At 42.8% G+C, this 19,725-nt stretch carries 17 protein-coding genes; 7 read left to right on the top strand and 10 right to left on the bottom strand.

Going from position 1 to position 19,725, the window contains the following annotated elements; all coding sequences use genetic code 11:
* The 3 genes from NCY57_RS15200 to NCY57_RS15190 all read right to left on the bottom strand — a co-directional run.
* Positions 1 to 150, bottom strand: a 150-nt coding sequence (locus NCY57_RS15200) for an integrase DNA-binding domain-containing protein (RefSeq protein ID WP_250789808.1), incomplete at its 3' end; no start/stop codon positions are given.
* A 78-nt stretch (positions 151 to 228) separates the two neighbouring features.
* Entirely contained in the window at positions 229 to 432 is a 204-nt protein-coding gene (locus tag NCY57_RS15195; RefSeq protein ID WP_002607397.1) for an excisionase, read from the bottom strand.
* Positions 432 to 1,493: a replication initiation factor domain-containing protein gene (locus NCY57_RS15190; RefSeq protein WP_330639015.1), complete on the bottom strand. Its 1,062-nt coding sequence runs from the start codon at positions 1,491 to 1,493 to the stop codon at positions 432 to 434. Before NCY57_RS15190 ends, NCY57_RS15195 begins: the two co-directional genes overlap by 1 nt.
* 495 nt (positions 1,494 to 1,988) lie before the next feature.
* Between NCY57_RS15190 and NCY57_RS15185 the strand changes: the two genes are divergently transcribed.
* The 4 genes from NCY57_RS15185 (at position 1,989) to NCY57_RS15170 (ending at position 4,099) form a co-directional block, all read left to right on the top strand.
* Positions 1,989 to 2,624 carry a helix-turn-helix domain-containing protein gene (locus tag NCY57_RS15185; protein WP_055304083.1) on the top strand — a complete coding sequence of 212 codons (636 nt, stop codon included), beginning with the start codon at positions 1,989 to 1,991 and terminating at the stop codon, positions 2,622 to 2,624.
* A 269-nt stretch (positions 2,625 to 2,893) separates the two neighbouring features.
* Positions 2,894 to 3,535, top strand: a complete 642-nt coding sequence (locus tag NCY57_RS15180; RefSeq protein ID WP_015527882.1) for a DUF3796 domain-containing protein — start codon at positions 2,894 to 2,896, stop codon at positions 3,533 to 3,535.
* Between the two features lie 3 nt (positions 3,536 to 3,538).
* Positions 3,539 to 3,742, top strand: coding sequence for a helix-turn-helix transcriptional regulator (locus NCY57_RS15175; protein ID WP_015527881.1), 204 nt, complete (start codon positions 3,539 to 3,541; stop codon positions 3,740 to 3,742).
* A 99-nt stretch (positions 3,743 to 3,841) separates the two neighbouring features.
* On the top strand, positions 3,842 to 4,099 hold the full coding sequence (locus NCY57_RS15170) for a hypothetical protein (protein ID WP_055157184.1): 258 nt from the start codon (positions 3,842 to 3,844) through the stop codon (positions 4,097 to 4,099).
* Between the two features lie 371 nt (positions 4,100 to 4,470).
* On the opposite strand, the gene leuS is transcribed toward NCY57_RS15170, so the two are convergent.
* Positions 4,471 to 6,888: a leucine--tRNA ligase gene (gene leuS / locus NCY57_RS15165; RefSeq protein ID WP_022426495.1), complete on the bottom strand. Its 2,418-nt coding sequence runs from the start codon at positions 6,886 to 6,888 to the stop codon at positions 4,471 to 4,473.
* Positions 6,889 to 7,141: 253 nt separating this feature from the next.
* Between leuS and NCY57_RS15160 the strand changes: the two genes are divergently transcribed.
* Positions 7,142 to 8,371 (top strand): dicarboxylate/amino acid:cation symporter, encoded by a 1,230-nt coding sequence (locus tag NCY57_RS15160; protein WP_015525202.1) that lies wholly within the window; start codon positions 7,142 to 7,144, stop codon positions 8,369 to 8,371.
* A 217-nt stretch (positions 8,372 to 8,588) separates the two neighbouring features.
* Here NCY57_RS15160 and NCY57_RS15155 read toward each other — a convergent pair whose 3' ends face one another.
* The 6 genes from NCY57_RS15155 to NCY57_RS15130 all read right to left on the bottom strand — a co-directional run bounded on the left by NCY57_RS15155 (position 8,589) and on the right by NCY57_RS15130 (position 16,787).
* Positions 8,589 to 10,580, bottom strand: a complete 1,992-nt coding sequence (locus NCY57_RS15155; RefSeq protein ID WP_195273842.1) for a glycoside hydrolase family 31 protein — start codon at positions 10,578 to 10,580, stop codon at positions 8,589 to 8,591.
* A 14-nt stretch (positions 10,581 to 10,594) separates the two neighbouring features.
* The gene (locus tag NCY57_RS15150) at positions 10,595 to 12,271 is read right to left on the bottom strand and encodes a glycoside hydrolase family 13 protein (RefSeq protein WP_250789806.1); all 1,677 of its coding nucleotides are present in this window, start codon (positions 12,269 to 12,271) and stop codon (positions 10,595 to 10,597) included.
* 219 nt (positions 12,272 to 12,490) lie between these two features.
* Entirely contained in the window at positions 12,491 to 13,498 is a 1,008-nt protein-coding gene (locus tag NCY57_RS15145; RefSeq protein WP_092069954.1) for a LacI family DNA-binding transcriptional regulator, read from the bottom strand.
* Entirely contained in the window at positions 13,495 to 13,665 is a 171-nt protein-coding gene (locus NCY57_RS15140) for a hypothetical protein (RefSeq protein WP_015525206.1), read from the bottom strand. Before NCY57_RS15140 ends, NCY57_RS15145 begins: the two co-directional genes overlap by 4 nt.
* Before the next feature lie 159 nt (positions 13,666 to 13,824).
* The gene (locus tag NCY57_RS15135; RefSeq protein ID WP_250789805.1) at positions 13,825 to 15,915 is read right to left on the bottom strand and encodes an elongation factor G; all 2,091 of its coding nucleotides are present in this window, start codon (positions 15,913 to 15,915) and stop codon (positions 13,825 to 13,827) included.
* Between the two features lie 149 nt (positions 15,916 to 16,064).
* Complete coding sequence (locus NCY57_RS15130) at positions 16,065 to 16,787, bottom strand: phosphatase (RefSeq protein WP_015525208.1); 723 nt, start codon at positions 16,785 to 16,787, stop codon at positions 16,065 to 16,067.
* 405 nt (positions 16,788 to 17,192) lie between these two features.
* On the opposite strand from NCY57_RS15130, the gene NCY57_RS15125 reads away from it, so the two are divergent.
* Positions 17,193 to 18,284, top strand: a complete 1,092-nt coding sequence (locus NCY57_RS15125; protein WP_015525209.1) for a prephenate dehydrogenase — start codon at positions 17,193 to 17,195, stop codon at positions 18,282 to 18,284.
* 71 nt (positions 18,285 to 18,355) lie between these two features.
* The gene (gene aroA, locus NCY57_RS15120) at positions 18,356 to 19,630 is read left to right on the top strand and encodes a 3-phosphoshikimate 1-carboxyvinyltransferase (RefSeq protein WP_250789804.1); all 1,275 of its coding nucleotides are present in this window, start codon (positions 18,356 to 18,358) and stop codon (positions 19,628 to 19,630) included.
* The last annotated feature ends 95 nt before the right edge of the window (positions 19,631 to 19,725 follow it).

The raw sequence follows: 19,725 nt of genomic DNA, 5'->3' as shown, positions 1-19,725 counted from the left end.
TGTCGGGTCTGTGGGTGTCAATCTCCAAGCATACACATATTTTGTGTTTCCAAATGCGTCCACATATTTATATAAGTATTTTCCGTCTGTTCGTTGGCTCTCTCCAGTATGCAGGATACGTCCTTTGTTATCCCGTCTTTTTTCTTTCATGCTGTCTGCTCCTTTCCTTGTTGGAAAGAGCCTTGATATGACTTGTGTTCATCATAACACATACAAGGCTCATTTGCACTAGATAGCGTCCAATTTGTCAATGACCTGTTCAAACTGTCGGCGTTTAATCTGTATGCGGTTGCCATTCATAATGAGCCAGCCAGCGTCCTTGTTTTCCTCTGCCAATCGTCTTAACTTGTTTTCTCCGATACGGAAATACTTTGACGCTTCTTCAATGGTAAGGGTGTATTTTTCCCATACGGGAATATCGTTGTTATTCATCAGATACCCCCTTTCCCATGTTTCGTGTCATACTGGATATAGGGGATAAGGTCGGTGCGGTTTATCCTCTGTAAATGGGCGGTTAATTTACTGGAAAGGGAATTGCTGTATCTTGCCTTATCAAGCATAGTTCCTACTTTTTCCAGTCCACCTAATGCGTCATGTTCTTCTAAGAAATAAAAACTTTTGACAGCGGAAATCACGCCACCCTCTGTGAGCCATTGCTGTGTTTCCTCAAGGGAATTTTGCTGTTTTGGTACTTGCAGTTTCAAGACTTCCACAGCCCCTAAAAAGCGTTCCCAAAACCGACACGTTTTCCATCTGCTCTTATTACTTTCGTTTCTGTTTGGCACGACAAAGCGTAGGTTGTTTGCCAATAGCCCGAAAGCCAGTTCTCCAAGTTCCAGCGGTCTGTCCTTAAATGTCATGGCAAAAACATGAGCCTTATCATCACGCAGTTGCATTTCTGTTCGTTTCCAACTGCCGACTTCCTCAAGCGTCTTATTATGTTTTGAACAGACTTCCTTATCCTTATCATAAAAGCGGTAGGACAATCCCGATTTTCCAGCACCGATATAAACGGTCTTTGCAGTGTCGAAATCATCAAACTTGCTTTCGTCAAAGTGGTAGCCCTCACTATTCGAGATAAATTCCTCTTTTTCACATTTCTTCTTTATCTGCTCTATGGTAAAGAATGGCTTTTCGTTCCTATCATCAATGGCAATATCAAGTCTTGTGAAATGGAAGTTATCCAGTCCGTATCTTCGCTCACAGCGTCGGAACATATCCCCAAAGGTATAATTCCTACTGTCGAGAATACGGAAAATATCATCACAACCTCTGCCAGTCATAACAAGATAACAGCCTAGCCCTTGTGGATTGTCCTCTGTCTTTCTTGCGTCCCCCGATACATAAATATCTCCAATCTGCCAGCGTGCCTGATAGGTCTTGAATTTAACGCTTGCCGGATAGACATTGAAAATGTCAGTCGGTAAACCTAAAATGTGCATGATAACATCTTCTGCGGTTGCAGTATCAAATACAATGCTGATGTAATCAATCTTAACGGATAAATTTTTGTGTGTAGTTATAGTGCATTACTCCTTTCGTACTTCCCGTTTTTTTGCGAGGTAAAAATCGTGTTTTTTCCTTTATTTATCACAGTTTCTAGGTACTATGACATGTATGCGCAGGGCGGTGTTACATATACGCCCTTTACGAACGCCTAAAGGCGTTCCCTTTCTTCCTGTGTCTGCCCCGTTCTTAACGCTCACGAGCCTTGTAAGGCTCGTGGCTAAACGGAACAGCCCAGTCAGAAATCCGATTTTCAGTCTGATAGTCCATGCCTATTCATGCTATCAAAGTGAAAATATCTATTCTATATGCTTACTCAAGCGTGTGATTGACCCTAGCGTGCTTAATCGCTCTATCTAACACGATAATAACGCCATTAGAATTACTTGTCAAGAAGTTTTTGTTGACTTTTGGATATAGATTAAGTATGATATGCTTATAAACGTCAAAAAAAGCAACGAAAGGAGCGGTTATACTAAGTTATGGAGCATTATGAAAAGAAAATCAGTTTCTTAGGAGAGAACATACAAACCATAAGAAAATACAGAGGAATGAAACAACAGGAACTTGCGGACAAAATCGGTATCAATATGCAGAGCCTTTCCAAGATTGAACGTGGTGTGAATTATCCTACCTTTGATACATTAGAAAAGATAATGGACGTGCTGGGTGTAACCCCAAATGAATTACTGTCGGGAGAATGGAAGTATGTTAATCAAGCCGAAAAGGAAGTCTGCCAGTTTTTAAGAATTGAAGAACGACTAAATGCAGAATTAAAACATGGGCATTATGACAACTTCTTTGACAGCGAAGAAGAATGGCTGGAATATGAGTTGAAAAAGTTACGGGAATATATTACCGACTACATCAACGGAAAAAGCATTGTAGCGTCCGACCTTTATCCAATCAAAGAATTTATCCAGCATTTGAAGTTTCAAAAACTGTTAGACCACTATGATGATTTATACAGCATGGATATGTTCGGTGAAAGCATAGAGGGACATAAATATAGGACACCTTATCAAGTCGTAAAAATGATAAACCCCAATTCAAAAGAAGATATGGAATTATTACGGGAAGTATTGAAAAATAACGATTTTGATGATGAGGACGAGTAACCCTTTTCCTCTTTGTAGAAGATACAGCAAACAAAAAGCCCAGTAAAGAGTGCAAAGCACCACCAATGGTGGCAAGGCTCTTGACAGGGCTTTTCCTTTACTGTTTGTGGCAGACAAGAGGAAGAAAGGGACAAAATCTGATTTGTAGTAAATTATATAAAAACGATATGAGATGTATTTGTATCATTTTCTTGTTGACACCATTTATATTAAGTGATATATTTGTCTTATAAAGATACAAAAACATCACATTGAAAAGAGGGATGATTATGACAAAAAAACAAATGAAACAAGTTATCTTTATGGGAGTAGGGTGTGTAATATTACTGATTGCAGGGATAATTTACTCTTTATTATTTAACGACGCACGCTGGGTTAAAAACATGGATATGTCTAATTATGTATTTTCCATAAAGGATATACCAATGTTGATAGTCGGTGCTTTGATAGCTATTTATGTCTTATATGTAACAGTTATCTTCTTTAAAAACGCCTTTTCTAAAAATTTTAAAGACAAAAACTATTCAAGAACAGTATCTTCATATTGGGGACTGTGTGGAATATTTGGATTTCTAGGTTTTAGCGGTTTTTGGACTTATTTTGAATATGGGAAAATATATCCTTTTGTATTCTTTATATTTTTTGGCTTTTTCGGCTTTTTCTTTGAAGGAAAACTTTCTCACACTTTAGAAGATGAACTTTTTTTAGAAAATAAAAGAAAAGCAGAAATAAACGCCTATAAAGTAGGATTTAAACTTCTCTTTATAGTCATTTGGCTTATGGCAATAGGAATGTTTTCTCGTAATGTGGAATGGTGTGCAATTTTTATGCTCATTTCTGTTTCACTTATCTATGCTTTAGTCATTTTTCTTAGCAACTATTTATTATACCGCTACGAAAAAGGAGAATAAGTCATGGTAGAAGATTTCATGTGCAACTTAAAGGTATATCGTGTAGCACAAGGTTTAACACAAGAACAACTGGCAGAAAAAGTCGGGGTTCGTAGAGAAACAATTATGAGGTTGGAAAAAGCACAATACAATCCATCTCTAAAACTGGCGATTGATATTTCACGGGTTCTCAATGCACCGATAGAAGATATTTTCATTTTTAAATAAGATAGTGGTAGTAAATTCGGTTCTATGTGATATTGGGAACAATAGAATATTAAGTTTTACATCAATATAAGAGTAATGCAACTATAATGTTAATTTGTATTGCTTGGAGGAACAATACCTGATGAAGATGATAATGATGTCATCGCAGAACAACTTGCAAAAATCAGTGAACAGATGGCAATTAAGAATAGGCGTAGCAAAAAAATTTGGAAAATTGCTGGGGTTATATTCCTAGTAATTGTGCTATTGAATATCCTCTTGATAATATTTAATATGTCAGTATCTAAAAACGTTTCAACAGATAGTAGCACCACTTTCATAGAAATAGGTGAAGATGATGTGATTGATGTAGAATAATTTCCAACATACAATCCCAGTTTGACAACTTTATATCCATACACACAAAGCAGTTAGTCTTAGGATTGACTGCTTTTTAACAAAAGACACCACTCAGGTGTAAAGGGTGTCTTTTTAGTGCTATTTTATTGTCATATCAAGGCTCATTCAATTGTGGTAAATTCGTGGTAAATTAAATAATTTTCTATACTTCAAAGTGCTTGAAAGTATAGTGTTTATGCGGATAATCGCAAATTAGATATAAAATTTAGATGAAATAACATTCGTTATTTTTGTGCATACTTACTTCACGATGTTTATCCATATAAAAAACACCCTGGCAAAGGCAGAAATATCTTCCGCCCTGCTTCGGGTGTTTTTGATTTATCTTATTACTTTACTACGATATTGATGATCTTCTTCGGTACGTAAATCTCTTTGATAATATTTCCGGAAATCTTATCTGCAACTGCCTTCTTTCCTTCGGCAATCGCATCTTCTTTGGAGATTTCTGCCGGAATACTGATAACAGCCTTGGTCTTGCCGTTGATCTGAACCGGAACCTCGATCTCATCATCCTTCATAAGCTCCTCATCGTGAGCCGGCCACTGTGCATGGAAAACGGAATCCTCATGACCAAGCTTCTCCCAGATCTCCTCTGCAATATGAGGAACAAATGGCGCAAGAAGAATGGTAACTGTCTCGATGGTTTCTTTGTCAACAGCGCCGTCGTTCTGCTTTGCGATAGCGATCAGCTTGTTTGTGTATTCCATAAATCCGGACACTACGGTATTCAGGCTGAAGGCCTCAAGTCTGCTGGTGATATCGTATACCATCTTATGACGGGTCTTCTCCATCTCTTTGGTCGCCGGGATATCTTTCTCAATGCTGTCAAGAGCCAGATTCCAGAAACGTTTCAGGAATCTGGATACACCATCGATTCCTCTGTCATCCCATTCTGCATCCAGTTCCGGCGGTCCTACGAACAGCTCATACATACGTAAGGAATCACATCCGTAATCATTTACAAGATCATCCGGTGAAATAACATTTCCTTTGGATTTACTCATCTTGATTCCGTTTTTACCTGTGATCATACCCTGGTTGAACAGCTTGACAAACGGCTCATCGAAATCAATAGCTCCGATATCATACAGGAACTTGGTGTAGAATCTGGAGTACAGAAGATGAAGAACAGCATGCTCTACACCACCGATATACATATCTACCGGCAGATATTTATCAGCTTTCTCTTTGGAAACCAGTTCTTTATTATTCTTATTATCTACATAACGGAGGAAATACCAGGAAGATCCTGCCCACTGAGGCATGGTGTTTGTCTCACGTTTTGCAGGAGCACCACAGCATGGGCATGTGGTATTTACCCACTCGTCAATAGCTGCAAGCGGTGACTCTCCGGTTCCTGTCGGCTGGTAGCTTTCTACCTCCGGAAGTCTTAACGGAAGCTGATCCTCCGGTACCGGTACCGCACCGCATTTCGGGCAGTGTACGATCGGGATCGGCTCACCCCAGTAACGCTGGCGGGAAAATACCCAGTCTCTCAGTTTGTAGTTGACAGTCTTACGTCCGATACCCAGCTTCTCGATGATATGCGGTGCTTCCTTCTTCAGTACGGAAGATTCCATTCCGTTCCACTCACCGGAGTTGATCATGGTTCCGGAAGCCTCTGTGTAAGCTTCTGTCATATTCTGAATTTCTTTACCATCTTTTGCGATAACCTGGATGATCGGAATATCGAATTTCTTTGCGAACTCAAAGTCACGGTCATCATGAGCAGGTACACACATGATAGCACCTGTACCATAATCAGCAAGTACATAGTCAGAAAGCCAGATTGGAAGCTTCTCGCCGTTCAGCGGATTGATCGCATAAGTACCTGTGAACACACCGGTCTTCTCTTTATCCTGAAGACGGTCTACATTGGATTTCATGGAAGCATCAAAGATATATTTCTCTACAGCCTCTCTTGTCTCGTCTGTTGCAAGAGATTTTGCAAGAGCATGCTCCGGTGCAAGTACCATGAATGTTGCTCCATGAAGAGTATCCGGTCTTGTTGTATAGACCGTGATCTTCTCTTCTCTTCCCTCAACCGGGAAATCGACCTCTGCGCCGTAGGATTTGCCGATCCAGTCTGTCTGCATCTTTTTAACCTTCTCCGGCCAGTCCAGTTTATCCAGATCACTTAAAAGTCTGTCTGCATATTTTGTGATACGGAGCATCCACTGACGGAGGTTCTTTTTGGTAACCGGAGTGCCACAACGCTCGCAGCATCCGTTTACAACCTCTTCATTTGCAAGACCTGTCTTACAGGAAGGGCACCAGTTGATCGGGAACTCCTTCTCATATGCAAGCCCCTCTTTGAACATTTTTACAAAGATCCACTGTGTCCATTTATAGAATTCCGGATCTGTTGTGTTAACCTCCATATCCCAGTCATAGATCGCTGCGATATCGTTGATCTGACGTTTGATATTTTTGATGTTTGCTGCTGTAGATACTGCCGGATGAACACCCATCTTGATGGCATAGTTCTCAGCCGGGAGACCAAAAGCGTCCCATCCCATCGGATGGATCAGGTAATAACCCTGGAGCATTTTATAGCGGCTCCATACATCAGAGATCACATAACCTCTCCAGTGTCCTACATGAAGACCGTTTCCGGACGGATACGGGAACATATCCAGACAGTAGTATTTCGGTTTCTTGCCATCATTGACATTTACCGGCTTTTTCTCCCAGTTTGTGCGCCATTTCGCTTCGATGGCTCTATGGTTATAAGGTGCAGCCATTTTTTTATTCCTCCTGACAAATTACTCAGTATTAATACTTTAATGCTTTCACACACTGCTATTAATTTTAACTACTTATGATGTATTTGTCAAACAAAAATCCAAAAACAGCCTTTTTCCATCAAAATATACATGAACCTGCAATCCTGGCCTGGTTTAGTTGACGCTTCTTTTTTCACATGATATAATTTCCTGCATGTATTTTCCTATATTATACATACCATACATATTTATCTTAGGAGGGAACGCATAAATGAAATCTTTTTATTCCTGGTACCGGAAGCATATTACCGGTGCGATCTTTACAGGACTGATCCTGGGTATCCTCACAGGACTTTTCCTGGCCGGACGGTTTGAACCTGTCCTCACTGTGACCAGTCTGATCGGAAGTATCTACATGAACGCCCTGAACATGATGATCTTTCCCATGGTCTTCTGTTCCATTGTCATTGGAATCTGTTCCATCGGAAACGCACGTACTACCGGCAAGATCACTGCAGCATCCATGATCTATTTTCTCTGCACAACGGCACTTGCCAGCCTGTGCGGACTGATCATCCCGAGACTGATCCATCTCGGAAAGGGAGTCAAATTTGAGATGGCAACAGCCGATATCCAGGCTACAGAAATGAGCAGTATCCTTGACACCCTGAAAAACCTGATCCCTTCCAACCCAATCGCCGCATTTGCTGACGGAAACATGCTCCAGGTTCTGGTGTTTGCCCTGATCATCGGTTTCACACTGATCGCAGTCGGTGAAAAAGGAACTCCATTCCTGAATCTGATTGATTCCATCAATGAAGTATGCCTGAAGATCATCACAACCATCATGTACTTTACACCCATCGGTGTTTTCTGTACCATCGTACCGGTTGTGGAAGCCAACGGAACTGAAACGATCATTTCCCTTGCAACACAGCTTGTCATTCTGTATGTGGCATTCTTTGGCTTCGCTATTGTAGTGTACGGTTTCTCTGTAAAGCTGATCGGCAAACAGAGTCCGCTGAAATTCCTGAAAGCGATCCTGCCAGCAGCACTGAACGCCTTCGGAACCTGCTCAAGCTCCGCAACCATTCCATTAAGCAAGCAGTGTATGGAAGAAGAAATGGGCGTATCCAACCAGATCACCAGCATCGCCATTCCTCTTGGTGCTACCGTTAATATGGATGCTGTATCTATCCTGATGTCCTTTATGATCATGTTCTTTGCAAACGCCTGCGGGATCCATGTAAGTATTCCTCTTATGATCATTATCCTTCTTGCAAACGTACTGCTTTCCGTTGGTACTCCAGGTGTTCCCGGTGGTGCTATCGCATCTTTCGCAGCACTGGCAACTATGGCCGGACTTCCTGCCGGAGTTCTTGGTGTTTATATCAGTATCAATACCCTCTGTGATATGGGCGCCACCTGTGTCAATGTTATCGGTGACATGGCATGCTGCTCTGTACTGAAAAATGTTATCCAGATTGAGGAAGAAGCATAAACAAATCTTTCTGAAGTGTTATTTAAACAGAATGCGAATTGCTTTACATAAAATATTTTATGTAAAGCAGCAGTAGCAAAAGCCGTAAGATATATGTTTAAGAAACTTTCACATATACTTACGGCTTTTCTGTTTATCAACTGTTCACATCCTGCATTCTTTATACTGTTTAACGTAAATGATGTAACACAGAAATTTATATTTCATTTTGCTGACTTTATTTTTTCAGAACACGGTAATTTTCTTCTCTGTCGTAATCCTTATGGACCCCATCGTCCTCATATAAGGTATACTCCGCACCTTCATATCCGAGAAGCTGCATATTTTTTGTATCCAGAGCTGCCACACATTCCGCTGCTTCTGCAACCGGAATACATTTTCCCTTCCGGATAAACAACGGAATCTCATTCAGTGCCACCTCTACATAATGAACACCCTTTTCAAGGATCTCCTCTGCAATGGTTCCATCCGGAAGGAATTTCACAAACTTCATCTCCTCCGGAAGATATACATAACGGCCTCTTGCGTTCTGTTCATAAACCGGAGCGATCATGATCTCATTTCCAAGGAGCAGCTGGTCTTCCACATGTACAGCAATCTTATCCTCCGAATAAACAAAGCCCAACGGCCGGAAATACATATCATCGTTCAGAGCCGCCTTCATATATTCACTGTAAAGATATGGAATAAGACGATATCTTACACCGATCACATGACGGAAATCTTCCACATTTTCAAACTGGTAGCATTCCTGCTCTCTGGTACCGATTGCTGTATGATCACGCATCAGCGGTGTGAATACTCCAAGTGCCAGGAAACGAAGCAGCAGTTCTCTTGTTGTATCAGCGCCAAATCCACCCAGATCTGCTCCTGCATACAGGAAACCACACATATTCAGAGATGGCATCATCTTCAGGTTCAAAAGGATATGAGCCCACCAGGATTTATTATCGCCGGTCCAGATCCCACCATAACGATGCATACCAATATAGGATGATCTGGAGAACATCAGAAAACGTTTTTCCGGATCGATCCGTTCAAAAGCCTCCCCTGCTGCTCTGGTCATATTGTAGCCAAACAGGTTATGGACTTTGTCATGGCGAATCTTTCTGCCATCCACATTATGGTAAAATCTCCGATAATCTTCCGGATTGTTTGCAACATTGCGAAGTGCACTCTGCATCTTCCAGATATGGATCTTTCCTTCCGTATCTTTTGCAAATTCTCCTGCAAGCTCTTTGACCTCTTTCATTCCCTCTGTGGAATAGAAGATCGCCGGCTCATTCATATCGTTCCAGAAACCGTCGATTCCCTTCTCGATCAGGAAACGGTATTTGTCACCGAACCATTTTCTGGCATCTTTGTTCAATACATCCGGAAAATGAGTATCCCCCGGCCATACAGCAGCTACAAAATCACTGCCGTCCTCTCTCTGGCAGAAGTAGCGGTTTTTGACACCCTCCTCATAAACATCGTATCCCGGCTCTACCTTGACGCCGGCATCGATGATCGGGATCAGACGGATATCCTGATCCTTCAGTTCCTTTACGAATTCCGGAAAATCCTGAAAATTCTCTTCACTTAATGTAAAGTCCTTATAAGACTGCATATAATCAATGTCCATATAGATCATATCAATAGGAATATGATTTTCACGATATCCAGCTGCAACCTTCCGGAAATCCTCTTTTGTAGTATAGCCCCATCTGCTCTGGCCAAATCCAAAGGCAAATTTCGGCGGGATATAGCTTCTTCCGATCACATGACGGAACTGCTTTACAATATCATAGGGACTCTCCCCTTCGATCACATAAAGCTTCAGGTCTGCATTTTCGCAGGTTACCTTCATGGTATCCATTCTGGTATAGCCAATGTCAAAGGTGATCGCTGCCGGATAGTCAAAAAACATTCCAAAGGTTTCTTTTCCGGACACAATGATAAGATTATGTGCACCGTACAGGGAATGTTTATCCTCTGTATGCTCCGGATCATCGGTACAGTTACTGGTGTAAATGAATCCTCTCTTGTTGATACCGCGGTTGGATTCTCCCAATCCGTAGACGATATCCTCTTCATCCATGATATAAGTAAAAGAAAATCCATCTTCTGCACAGATTTCTCCATATCCTGGCTTTCCTTCTGCTGTCTCAATGTTTTCTGTCAGTGCCTCAGTCTCAAAGGGCTCTCCATATACATATTTTTTTATCATTTTTCCCTCTCCTGTTACAGATTTTTGTAAAGAACAAATGCCTCATAAGGTTTCAGGACCACTTTCTTTCCAAAATCCTTTCTTCCAAGATTTGTGATCAGACATTCTGCATTTTTCTGAAATTCTTCCGGAATTTCCATTTCTGCCACATGCTCACTGAAATTGCAGACTGTGAGAAGCTTCTCTCCCTCAAGGGTTCTGGTATATGCAAAAATCTGATCATGATCTCTGTAAAGTGCCTCAAAAACACCGTAAACGATCACCGGTTTTTCTTTTCTTAAACGGATCAGCTTCTGATAATAATGGAAAATAGAATTCGGATCTGAAAGCTGCTGCTTCGCATTGATCTCCTTATAATTAGAGTTTACCCTGATCCATGGCGTTCCCTCCGTAAAGCCGGCCTGATGAGAATCCTCCCACTGCATTGGTGTTCTGGCATTGTCACGTCCTCTCAGCATCAGGCACTTCATCATATATTCCGGTGTATAAATACCTGCTTCTGTATATTCATGGAAATACTGAATACTCTCGATATCACGATAATCCTTAAGCTCTGTAAAATAAGCATTGGTCATTCCAAGCTCTTCTCCCTGATAAACATAAGGAGTTCCCTGCATCATATGAAGACAGGTTGCCAGCATCTTGGCTGAAGTTTCCCTGTATGCCGGATTATCATTTCCAAATCTGGAAACACTTCTTGGCTGGTCATGATTTCCAAGAAACAGACTGTTCCATGCTTTTCCCGCAAGCTCTTCCTGCCATTTGATCATAACCTTTTTAAATTCCTGGAAATCGTATTTCTCGGTAGTCCATTTACCATGGTCTGATCCCTGGTCCTCTACATGCTCAAACTGAAACACCATGTTCAGCTCATTCCTGTCCTCACCTGCATATTTCTGTGCCTCTTCGATAGTCACACCGGAGGTTTCTCCAACTGTCATCACATCGTATCGGGATAAAACCTCTCTGTTCATTTCCTGAAGAAACTCATGGACCCTCGGGCCATGGACGCAGTAAGGACCAAAATCACCGTATAATCCTCCATTCATTTCTCCATCCGGATATGACTGATCCTTGGAGATCATGCTGATCACGTCCATTCGGAAACCGTCGATTCCTTTTTCACACCAGAAATTCATCATATCGTAAACTTCCTGACGAACCTTTTCATTTTCCCAGTTCAGATCCGGCTGTTTTCTTGAAAACAGGTGAAGATAATACATCTCTGTCTGAGGATCATACTCCCATGCAGGTCCTCCGAACGCACTTCCCCAGTTATTCGGTTCTTTTCCATTCACCGGCTCTCTCCAGATATAGTAATCCCTGTAAGGATTATCTTTGGATTTCCTGCTTTCAATAAACCAGTTGTGTTCATCGGAAGTATGGTTTACGACCAGATCCATGAGGATCTTAATGCCCCGTTTATGCGCTTCTTCAAGAAGCTTTTCATAATCCTCCATGGTTCCATATTCTTTATAGATCCTGCGGTAATCGGAAATATCATAGCCATTGTCATCCTGCGGAGATTCCAGCATGGGTGAGATCCAGAGAACATTTACTCCCAGTTCTTTCAGATAGTCCAGTTTTTCTATAATCCCGGGAATATCACCAATTCCGTCTCCGTTGCTGTCCTTAAAACTTCTCGGGTAGATCTGATATACCACGCTTTCTTTCCACCAGTTTTTTTTCATGGTAAATTGCCTCCTTTTTCTGTTGATTCTGAAATCAGCATATCCTATCCCACCTTTAAAATCAATAAGTTTCTCGTGAAACTTAAATTACTGCCAAACTTTTCTGTTTTTTTTATGCAGTTTTAACAATAAAGCACTACTGGCCTCTAAAAATAATTTCCAACCGTATTTCGATGATGTGCCAGGAAAAGTCATCACAACATAAAAAAAGAGATCCTGCTACTCTTTTACAGAATCTCTCTTTACAAGCCAGACAGGGCTTTTTACATTTTTTTCGGCAGGTTCCTTTCCCTCTGCCATAAGAAGCAGCTTCCGCAAGGCCAGAACTGCTTTCTGATGAACATCCTGATGAATGGTGGTCAGCTTTGGCCTGACGATCTGCGCATAAAAATTATCATCAAAGCCGGTAATGGAAATCTGATCCGGAATCCGGATTCCCCTGTCTGTAAAAAAATTGATGGCCTCCACAGCTGTGTAATCCGAAGAAAATGCCAGTGCCTTTGTCTCCAGAAAATGAGGCAGCAGCTCTTCATATTTTTTCAGTCTGCGCCGGGGTTCCTGGGGAACCACCACATAGCGGGAGCGGCTGCAGAAACCGCCATTTTTTTCCATAGCCTGTTTGAATCCAAGCCATCTGGCATAATCACTGTCCTGCTCTGTTTCCGCAACAAAAAGTGCCCGGTGGTATCCACAGGAATACAGATATTCCCCGATCTGATATCCGCCGGAATAATCATCCACTCCTACATTCTGAAAGCTATATCCACCCTTCGGATAGGCATCGATCAATACCATTTTTTTATTCAGCTTTCTGGAAAGCTGATGATACTGTTCTTCATTATACCCTATAATGATAAGACCCTCTACATTCCAACGGGATGCCATATCTACCACATTATCGATCCGTTCACCGCCAATGAGCATAATATAATAGCCTCTGTTTTCTGCTTCGACCTGCAGCGTTCCGGTGATCTCTCCCACAAAAGAATCCTGCAGAGACTGCATACCATGAATGAAGGAAAAACCAAGAACCACTCCAATGATCCTTGAGCCGTGTCCGGATAGCATCACAGATCCCATGTGGGGAACATAATTCTGCTCCTTCAGGATCGCCGTGATCCGGTCAATGGTGCTCTGTGAAACCCGTTTTGTATTTCCATTGATCACATTGGATACGGTTGTACGACTGACACCTGCCATATCCGCGATATCCTGCAGCCTTATCATTTCATTGAATACTGCATCAGCTCATAATGAAGCTCACAGCCCTCATAGATTTCTGCCGGAAGTAATGCTCTGGCAACTACTTTCAGTTCCTCCTCCGGCTGGTCCACACGCTTCAAATGTGCATAATCTCCGTCAATCTGTTCCACGATATAATCACATACTAACATTTTTTGTCCTCTCTCTTTTCTTTTTTGCTCATACTTCAATAACCTGTATGAGCACAATTCGTTTCTCTGACTGCTTATTCACGAATGCATCTAAAAACAGGCTACAGCAAATGCTGCAGCCTGTCAACTCTTTATTCTGCCCTCAAAAAATATCTCTGTTTATTCGTCAGCGCCGTCGACCTTACTTGCACGTGCTGCGATTTCTTTCTCCTGGATATCATTAGGAGCCTGCTCATAGCGTGCAAACTCATAGGAGAAATCTCCGCTTCCACCGGTCATGGAACGAAGTACTGTGGAATAACCATAAATCTCAAGCAGCGGAACATCTGCCTCAATAATGGTATTTCCTTCGTGATCCGGATTCATTCCAAGAACACGGCCACGTCTCTTGTTCAGATCACCCATAACATCACCGGTATATTTATCCGGAACGGTAACCTTCATGGAGATGATCGGCTCAAGAAGTACAGGAGAAGCCTCCATAAAGCCCTTCTTGAAGGCAAGGATCGTTGCCATCTTAAATGCCATCTCAGAAGAATCTACCGGATGATAAGATCCATCGTAAAGGGTTGCCTTCACACCAACAACCGGATATGCAGCCAGAGGTCCCTTGAGAACACATTCCTGAAGTCCCTTCTCAACAGCCGGGAAGTAATTCTTCGGAACTGCACCACCTACAACTACCTGCTCAAATACATAAGGTGTTTCCAGATCGCCGGATGGCTCAAAGCGCATCTTAACATGACCATACTGTCCGTGTCCGCCGGACTGTTTCTTATGTTTGCCTTCTACATCTGACTTCTTGCGAAGTGTCTCACGGAACGGAACCTTCGGTTTGGAAAGTTCCACATCTACTTTATAGCGTTCTTTCAGCTTGCTGACAACGATATCCAGATGCTGATCGCCCATACCATAGATCAGGCTCTGGCGGTTAGCACTGTCATTGACAACCTTAAGAGTTCTGTCCTCTGTCATCATCTTGGCAAGGGACTGTGCGATCTTATCCTCATCGCCCTTCTTCACTGCCTTAAATCTCTTATATGTATATGGTGTGGAAAGTACAGCCTTCGGATAAAGGATCGGATTCGCCTTGGTTGCAAGGCTGTCACCGGTCTGTACACTGCCAAGCTTGGCAATGGCACCGATATCCCCTGCAAAAAGCTCCGGAACTTCGATCGGTTTGGAACCTTCCATGACATAAAGCTTGTTTACACGCTCCTCTGTTCCTTTCTCTACATTAAGAAGTGTATCATCGGATTTCAGCACACCGGAGCATACCTTGATCAGAGAATATTTACCAAGGAACGGATCCGCGATGGTCTTAAATACATAGGCCGATTTTGCCTTGGCAAAGTCATAATTGGCCTCAAAGATCTCGTTAGTCTTCTGTGCGATACCATTGCAGGAACGTCCGCTTGGGCTTGGGAAGTAACCGCAGATATCATCCAGAAGGTTAGATACACCGCGAAGGTTCACCGGTGATCCCATGCATACCGGAACAATACTTCCATCCTGTACATTGGTTGCAATAGCGGCGGAAACCTCTGCTACGGAGAAGGTATCTCCCTCAAAATAACGATCCATAAATTCTTCGCTGGTCTCTGCAACAGACTCCATCAGAGTTTCATGGTATTTCTCCAGGTATTCGGTCAGGTAATCAGGAACCGGGCATTCTTCCTTGCCGGCCTTGTCAATGTATCTTCTTCCGGCCTGTTTCACAACATTGACATATCCTACGAACTTGCCGTCCTCACGGATCGGAAAATGAAGGGGAGCGATTCTCTTGCCATACAGCTCTGTCAGCTCTTCCACAACCTCACGATAGCTGACATCATCCACATCCATATCTGTAACAAAGATCATACGCGGAAGTTTATATTTCTCGCAGAGATTCCATGCCTTCTGTGTTCCTACCTGAACACCGGCCTTACCGGAAACAACGATGATCGCTGCATCTGCGGCACTGACTGCTTCCTCTACTTCTCCCACAAAATCGAAATATCCAGGTGTATCCAGCACATTTACTTTCATCTTATCCCATGGTACCGGAATCAAAGAAGTTGTGATGGAAAAATGTCTCTTTATTTCTTCCTTGTCATAATCGCTGACAGTATTGCCATCCTCAACACGTCCGAGTCTGCTGGTCATACCTGCCAGATAAGCCATTGCCTCAGCCAGTGTTGTTTTGCCTGCGCCACCATGACCTAATAGGACTACATTTCTGATTCGGTCTGTTCTGAAAACGTCCATATGTAATACCTCCCTGTTTGTCTTACTTAATATGTTCACATTTTACTAAATTTCCATGCAAATTTCAAGTATTTTATTCAATTTTGACAACTTTTTTTCAGAAAATTTTTCGTATTACCGTCAATTAATACAGAACAGTCGTCTATCTTTCAGAATTTCCGGTTTACATACTTTTTCACGGCATCCACAGAACGGTTCAGTACCAGCTCTTCCGGAAAATCCAGTTTAGTCAGAAGGTCTCTGGCAAGATCAAATTCCCCGATCAGAAGGTCAAAATGGGCATCACTGTCCATAACCACAGGTACCCGATATTTTTTGCAGTATTCCAGCATGATGGTATCATTCTCCACTGCATTCTCACGGTTACAGTCAGGGTCCATGGAGTGATTGTTCAGCTCCAGGACTTTACCGTATTCTCTTGCGCCCTGTACAAGCGCCTCATAGTCAACCTCGTATCTTCCGTCATCCGGATGTCCGATGATATTGACACACGGATTCTTCATAGCATTAAGATAGGCCTCCGTATTCTCCTGTCTGCTGCCTGGTCTGATGCATGGAACATGAAGACTTGCAATGACCACGTCCAGCTTCTCCAGGGTTTTCTGCTCAAGATCTACCGTTCCCGCCGCATCCAGGATATTTACCTCCGAACCCAGAAGCAGCTGGATCCCGTACATTTCACGGGGTACTACCTTTATATTCTGGAAATAAAACTTATGACAGGTTCCGGGCATTTTCGGTGCATGCTCTGTGATTCCCAGGAGTTCAAGGCCTTTATCGGAAGCAGCCCTGGCCATCTCGCGAAGTGTGCAGTATGCATGTCCGCTGGCTACGGTATGTGTGTGAAGATCCATTACTGACTGATATTTCATGATAAATTCTCCTCTGTATCTTATATTGTTTTTTTTCTTATTATATTATACGTCCGAAATCTCCGATTTCTCAAGCCTTTTTCTATTGTTACTGTTCACTCCGTTCTCAGCAACACGCTTCGCGATGCACAGAATTTATGCTAATCGCATAAATTCGCGCGGTATGTCTCGGGTTTTCCGTGACCTTCGCTCACAAAAAACACCTCGCGGAATATTACCAATGAACAGTAACTTTCTATTACTCTTCCCTGTTCGCAAAACATTACGGTAAACAGCTACAAAAATGGCCTTCCTGTTTCCGCTAACATTTGTTGACATTTTTCACACTTTCTTTTACAATATAGTCGTGATTTACACTATTAAAGAATAAAAGTAAAAAGTAACTTGAAAGGACTCTGAAGTACTATGAAAACCATAGGTTTTATCGGCCTTGGACTGATCGGCGGCTCCATTGCCAGAACCATACGAAAATTTCACCCGGATTATCGCCTGCTTGCCTTTGACAAAGACAGAAGTGCTCTGGCAGAGGCAGTCAGTTTAAACGTGATCAACGGGATCTGTGATATTGACGATGAGCAGTTATATAACTGTGATTATCTTTTTCTCTGTGCACCTGTAGAATTTAATGTGGAATACATGGAAAAGATCAAAGATTCTCTTGGAAAGAACTGTATCCTCACAGATGTAGGCAGTGTAAAAAGCGTTATACACGAAAAAGTAACCGAGCTCGGACTTGAAGGACGCTTCATCGGCGGTCATCCTATGGCAGGCTCCGAACGCAGCGGTTTTTCCAATTCCAGTGATCATCTTCTGGAAAATGCTTATTATATCATCACTCCGGGAGGAGAAGTTGCTTTGGAAAAGATTTCTGATTTCACAGAACTGATCTCCTCTCTTGGTGCGATCCCCCTTGTTATCACTGCAGAAGAACATGATTTCATCACGGCAGGAGTCAGCCACCTTCCTCATATCGTAGCCTCCGCTCTTGTAAATCTTGTAAATCTTCTGGATAACGACGCCCAGTATATGAAAATGATCGCAGCCGGCGGTTTCCGTGATATCACACGTATTGCCTCTTCTTCACCGGTTATGTGGGAACAGATCTGTCTGGAAAATCAGAAAAACATTTCCACGGTTCTGGATGAATTTATCCGTATGCTGATCCAGATCCGCTGTTCCATTGACAACAAAGAAGCCGACAACATCTTTGACATGTTTGCAAGCTCCAAGGATTACCGTGACTCCATTGACATTGTAGACAACAGCCTGATCCCCCGCTCCTATGTCCTTTATATCGATGTGGCAGATGAGGCCGGTGCCATTGCAACCATTGCAACCATCCTTGCAACAGAAAAGGTCAGCATCAAAAATATCGGTATTATCCACAACCGAGAATTTGAAGATGGCGTTCTGAAGATCGAATTTTATACAGACGCAGCTCTGGAGCAGGCTAAAGTGCTTCTTACAAAACGTAATTACAAGATCTGCGAACGCTGATATATAAACGGCAGCAGATATCCGATCTGCTGCCATGTATTTCAAAAATAACAATACAGGCAGGTACTAATATGGAAATCAAAAAAGCAAAAAAATTATCCGGCTCTCTTGCCATTCCCGGAGATAAATCCATTTCTCACAGAGCTGTCATGTTCGGCTCTCTTGCAGAAGGCACTACCCGGATCACAAATTTTCTGGAGGGTGCAGACTGTCTCTCCACTATTTCCTGTTTCCGGAAAATGGGTATTAACATTGAAAATACAGAAGGAGAGATCCTGGTCCACGGAAAAGGTCTCCATGGTCTCAGTGCTCCGTCAGAGACTCTTGACGTCGGTAACAGCGGTACCACCACCCGCCTCATCTCCGGGATCCTTGCAGGACAGGACTTTGTATCAGAGCTTACCGGCGATGCTTCCATCCAGAAACGCCCTATGAAACGGATCATGACTCCGCTTTCCCAAATGGGTGCCGATATCATAAGTCTCAACGGAAACGGATGTGCACCGCTTAAGATCTCCGGAAAAAAGCTCCATGCCATCCACTACAATTCTCCGGTAGCATCTGCCCAGGTAAAATCCTGCGTACTTCTTGCCGGAATGTACTCTGACGGCATTACCCGTGTAACAGAGCCGGTCCTTTCCAGAAATCACACGGAGATCATGCTGAATTACTTTGGCGCCAATGTAACCGCAGAGGGAACAACAGCATCCATCAAACCGGACCCATCTCTTTACGGACGTGAGATCCTGGTTCCGGGAGATATCTCTTCTGCAGCTTATTTTATCGCAGCAGGTCTTCTTGTTCCCAACAGTGAGATCCTTCTGAAAAATGTGGGGATCAACCCGACCCGTGACGGCATCCTCCGTGTATGCAGGGCCATGGGAGCAGATATCACTCTCCTCAATGAAACCACAGAGGGCGAACCTACTGCCGATCTTCTGATCCGCTCCTCTGCGCTTCACGGGACCACAATAGAAGGCGCGATCATTCCTACTCTGATCGATGAACTTCCGATGATCGCCGTTATGGCAGCTTTTGCAGAAGGAACCACTGTTATCCGGGATGCACAGGAGCTTCGTGTCAAAGAGTCCGACCGCATCCAGGTTATGACGGAAAATCTTCGGAAAATGGGCGCAGATATCCAGGAAACCGAAGATGGCATGATCATTCATGGTGGAAAAGCCCTTCATGGCGCAGAGATCGATTCTCATCTGGATCACCGTGTAGCCATGTCTTTTGCAGTAGCAGGACTGCTTTGTGAGGGAACACTTTCCATCAAAAACGGAGAATGTGTCAACATCTCCTATCCGGAATTCTATTCCGATCTTTATAGTCTGGCAAAATAATTATCTTATATCCAGACAGAGAGCATTTTCATGTATCACAACATCTGTTCCATCAGATGACAGTGCATAAAATGCTCTCTTTTTTTGTATTTCGT

It is taken from the genome of Blautia sp. MB18-30 (assembly GCF_023669475.1).
Classification (GTDB): domain Bacteria; phylum Bacillota; class Clostridia; order Lachnospirales; family Lachnospiraceae; genus Blautia_A; species Blautia_A fusiformis.
The sequence above is the reverse complement of the archived record's forward strand: the minus strand, read 5'-3'. Positions and strand labels throughout refer to the sequence as shown.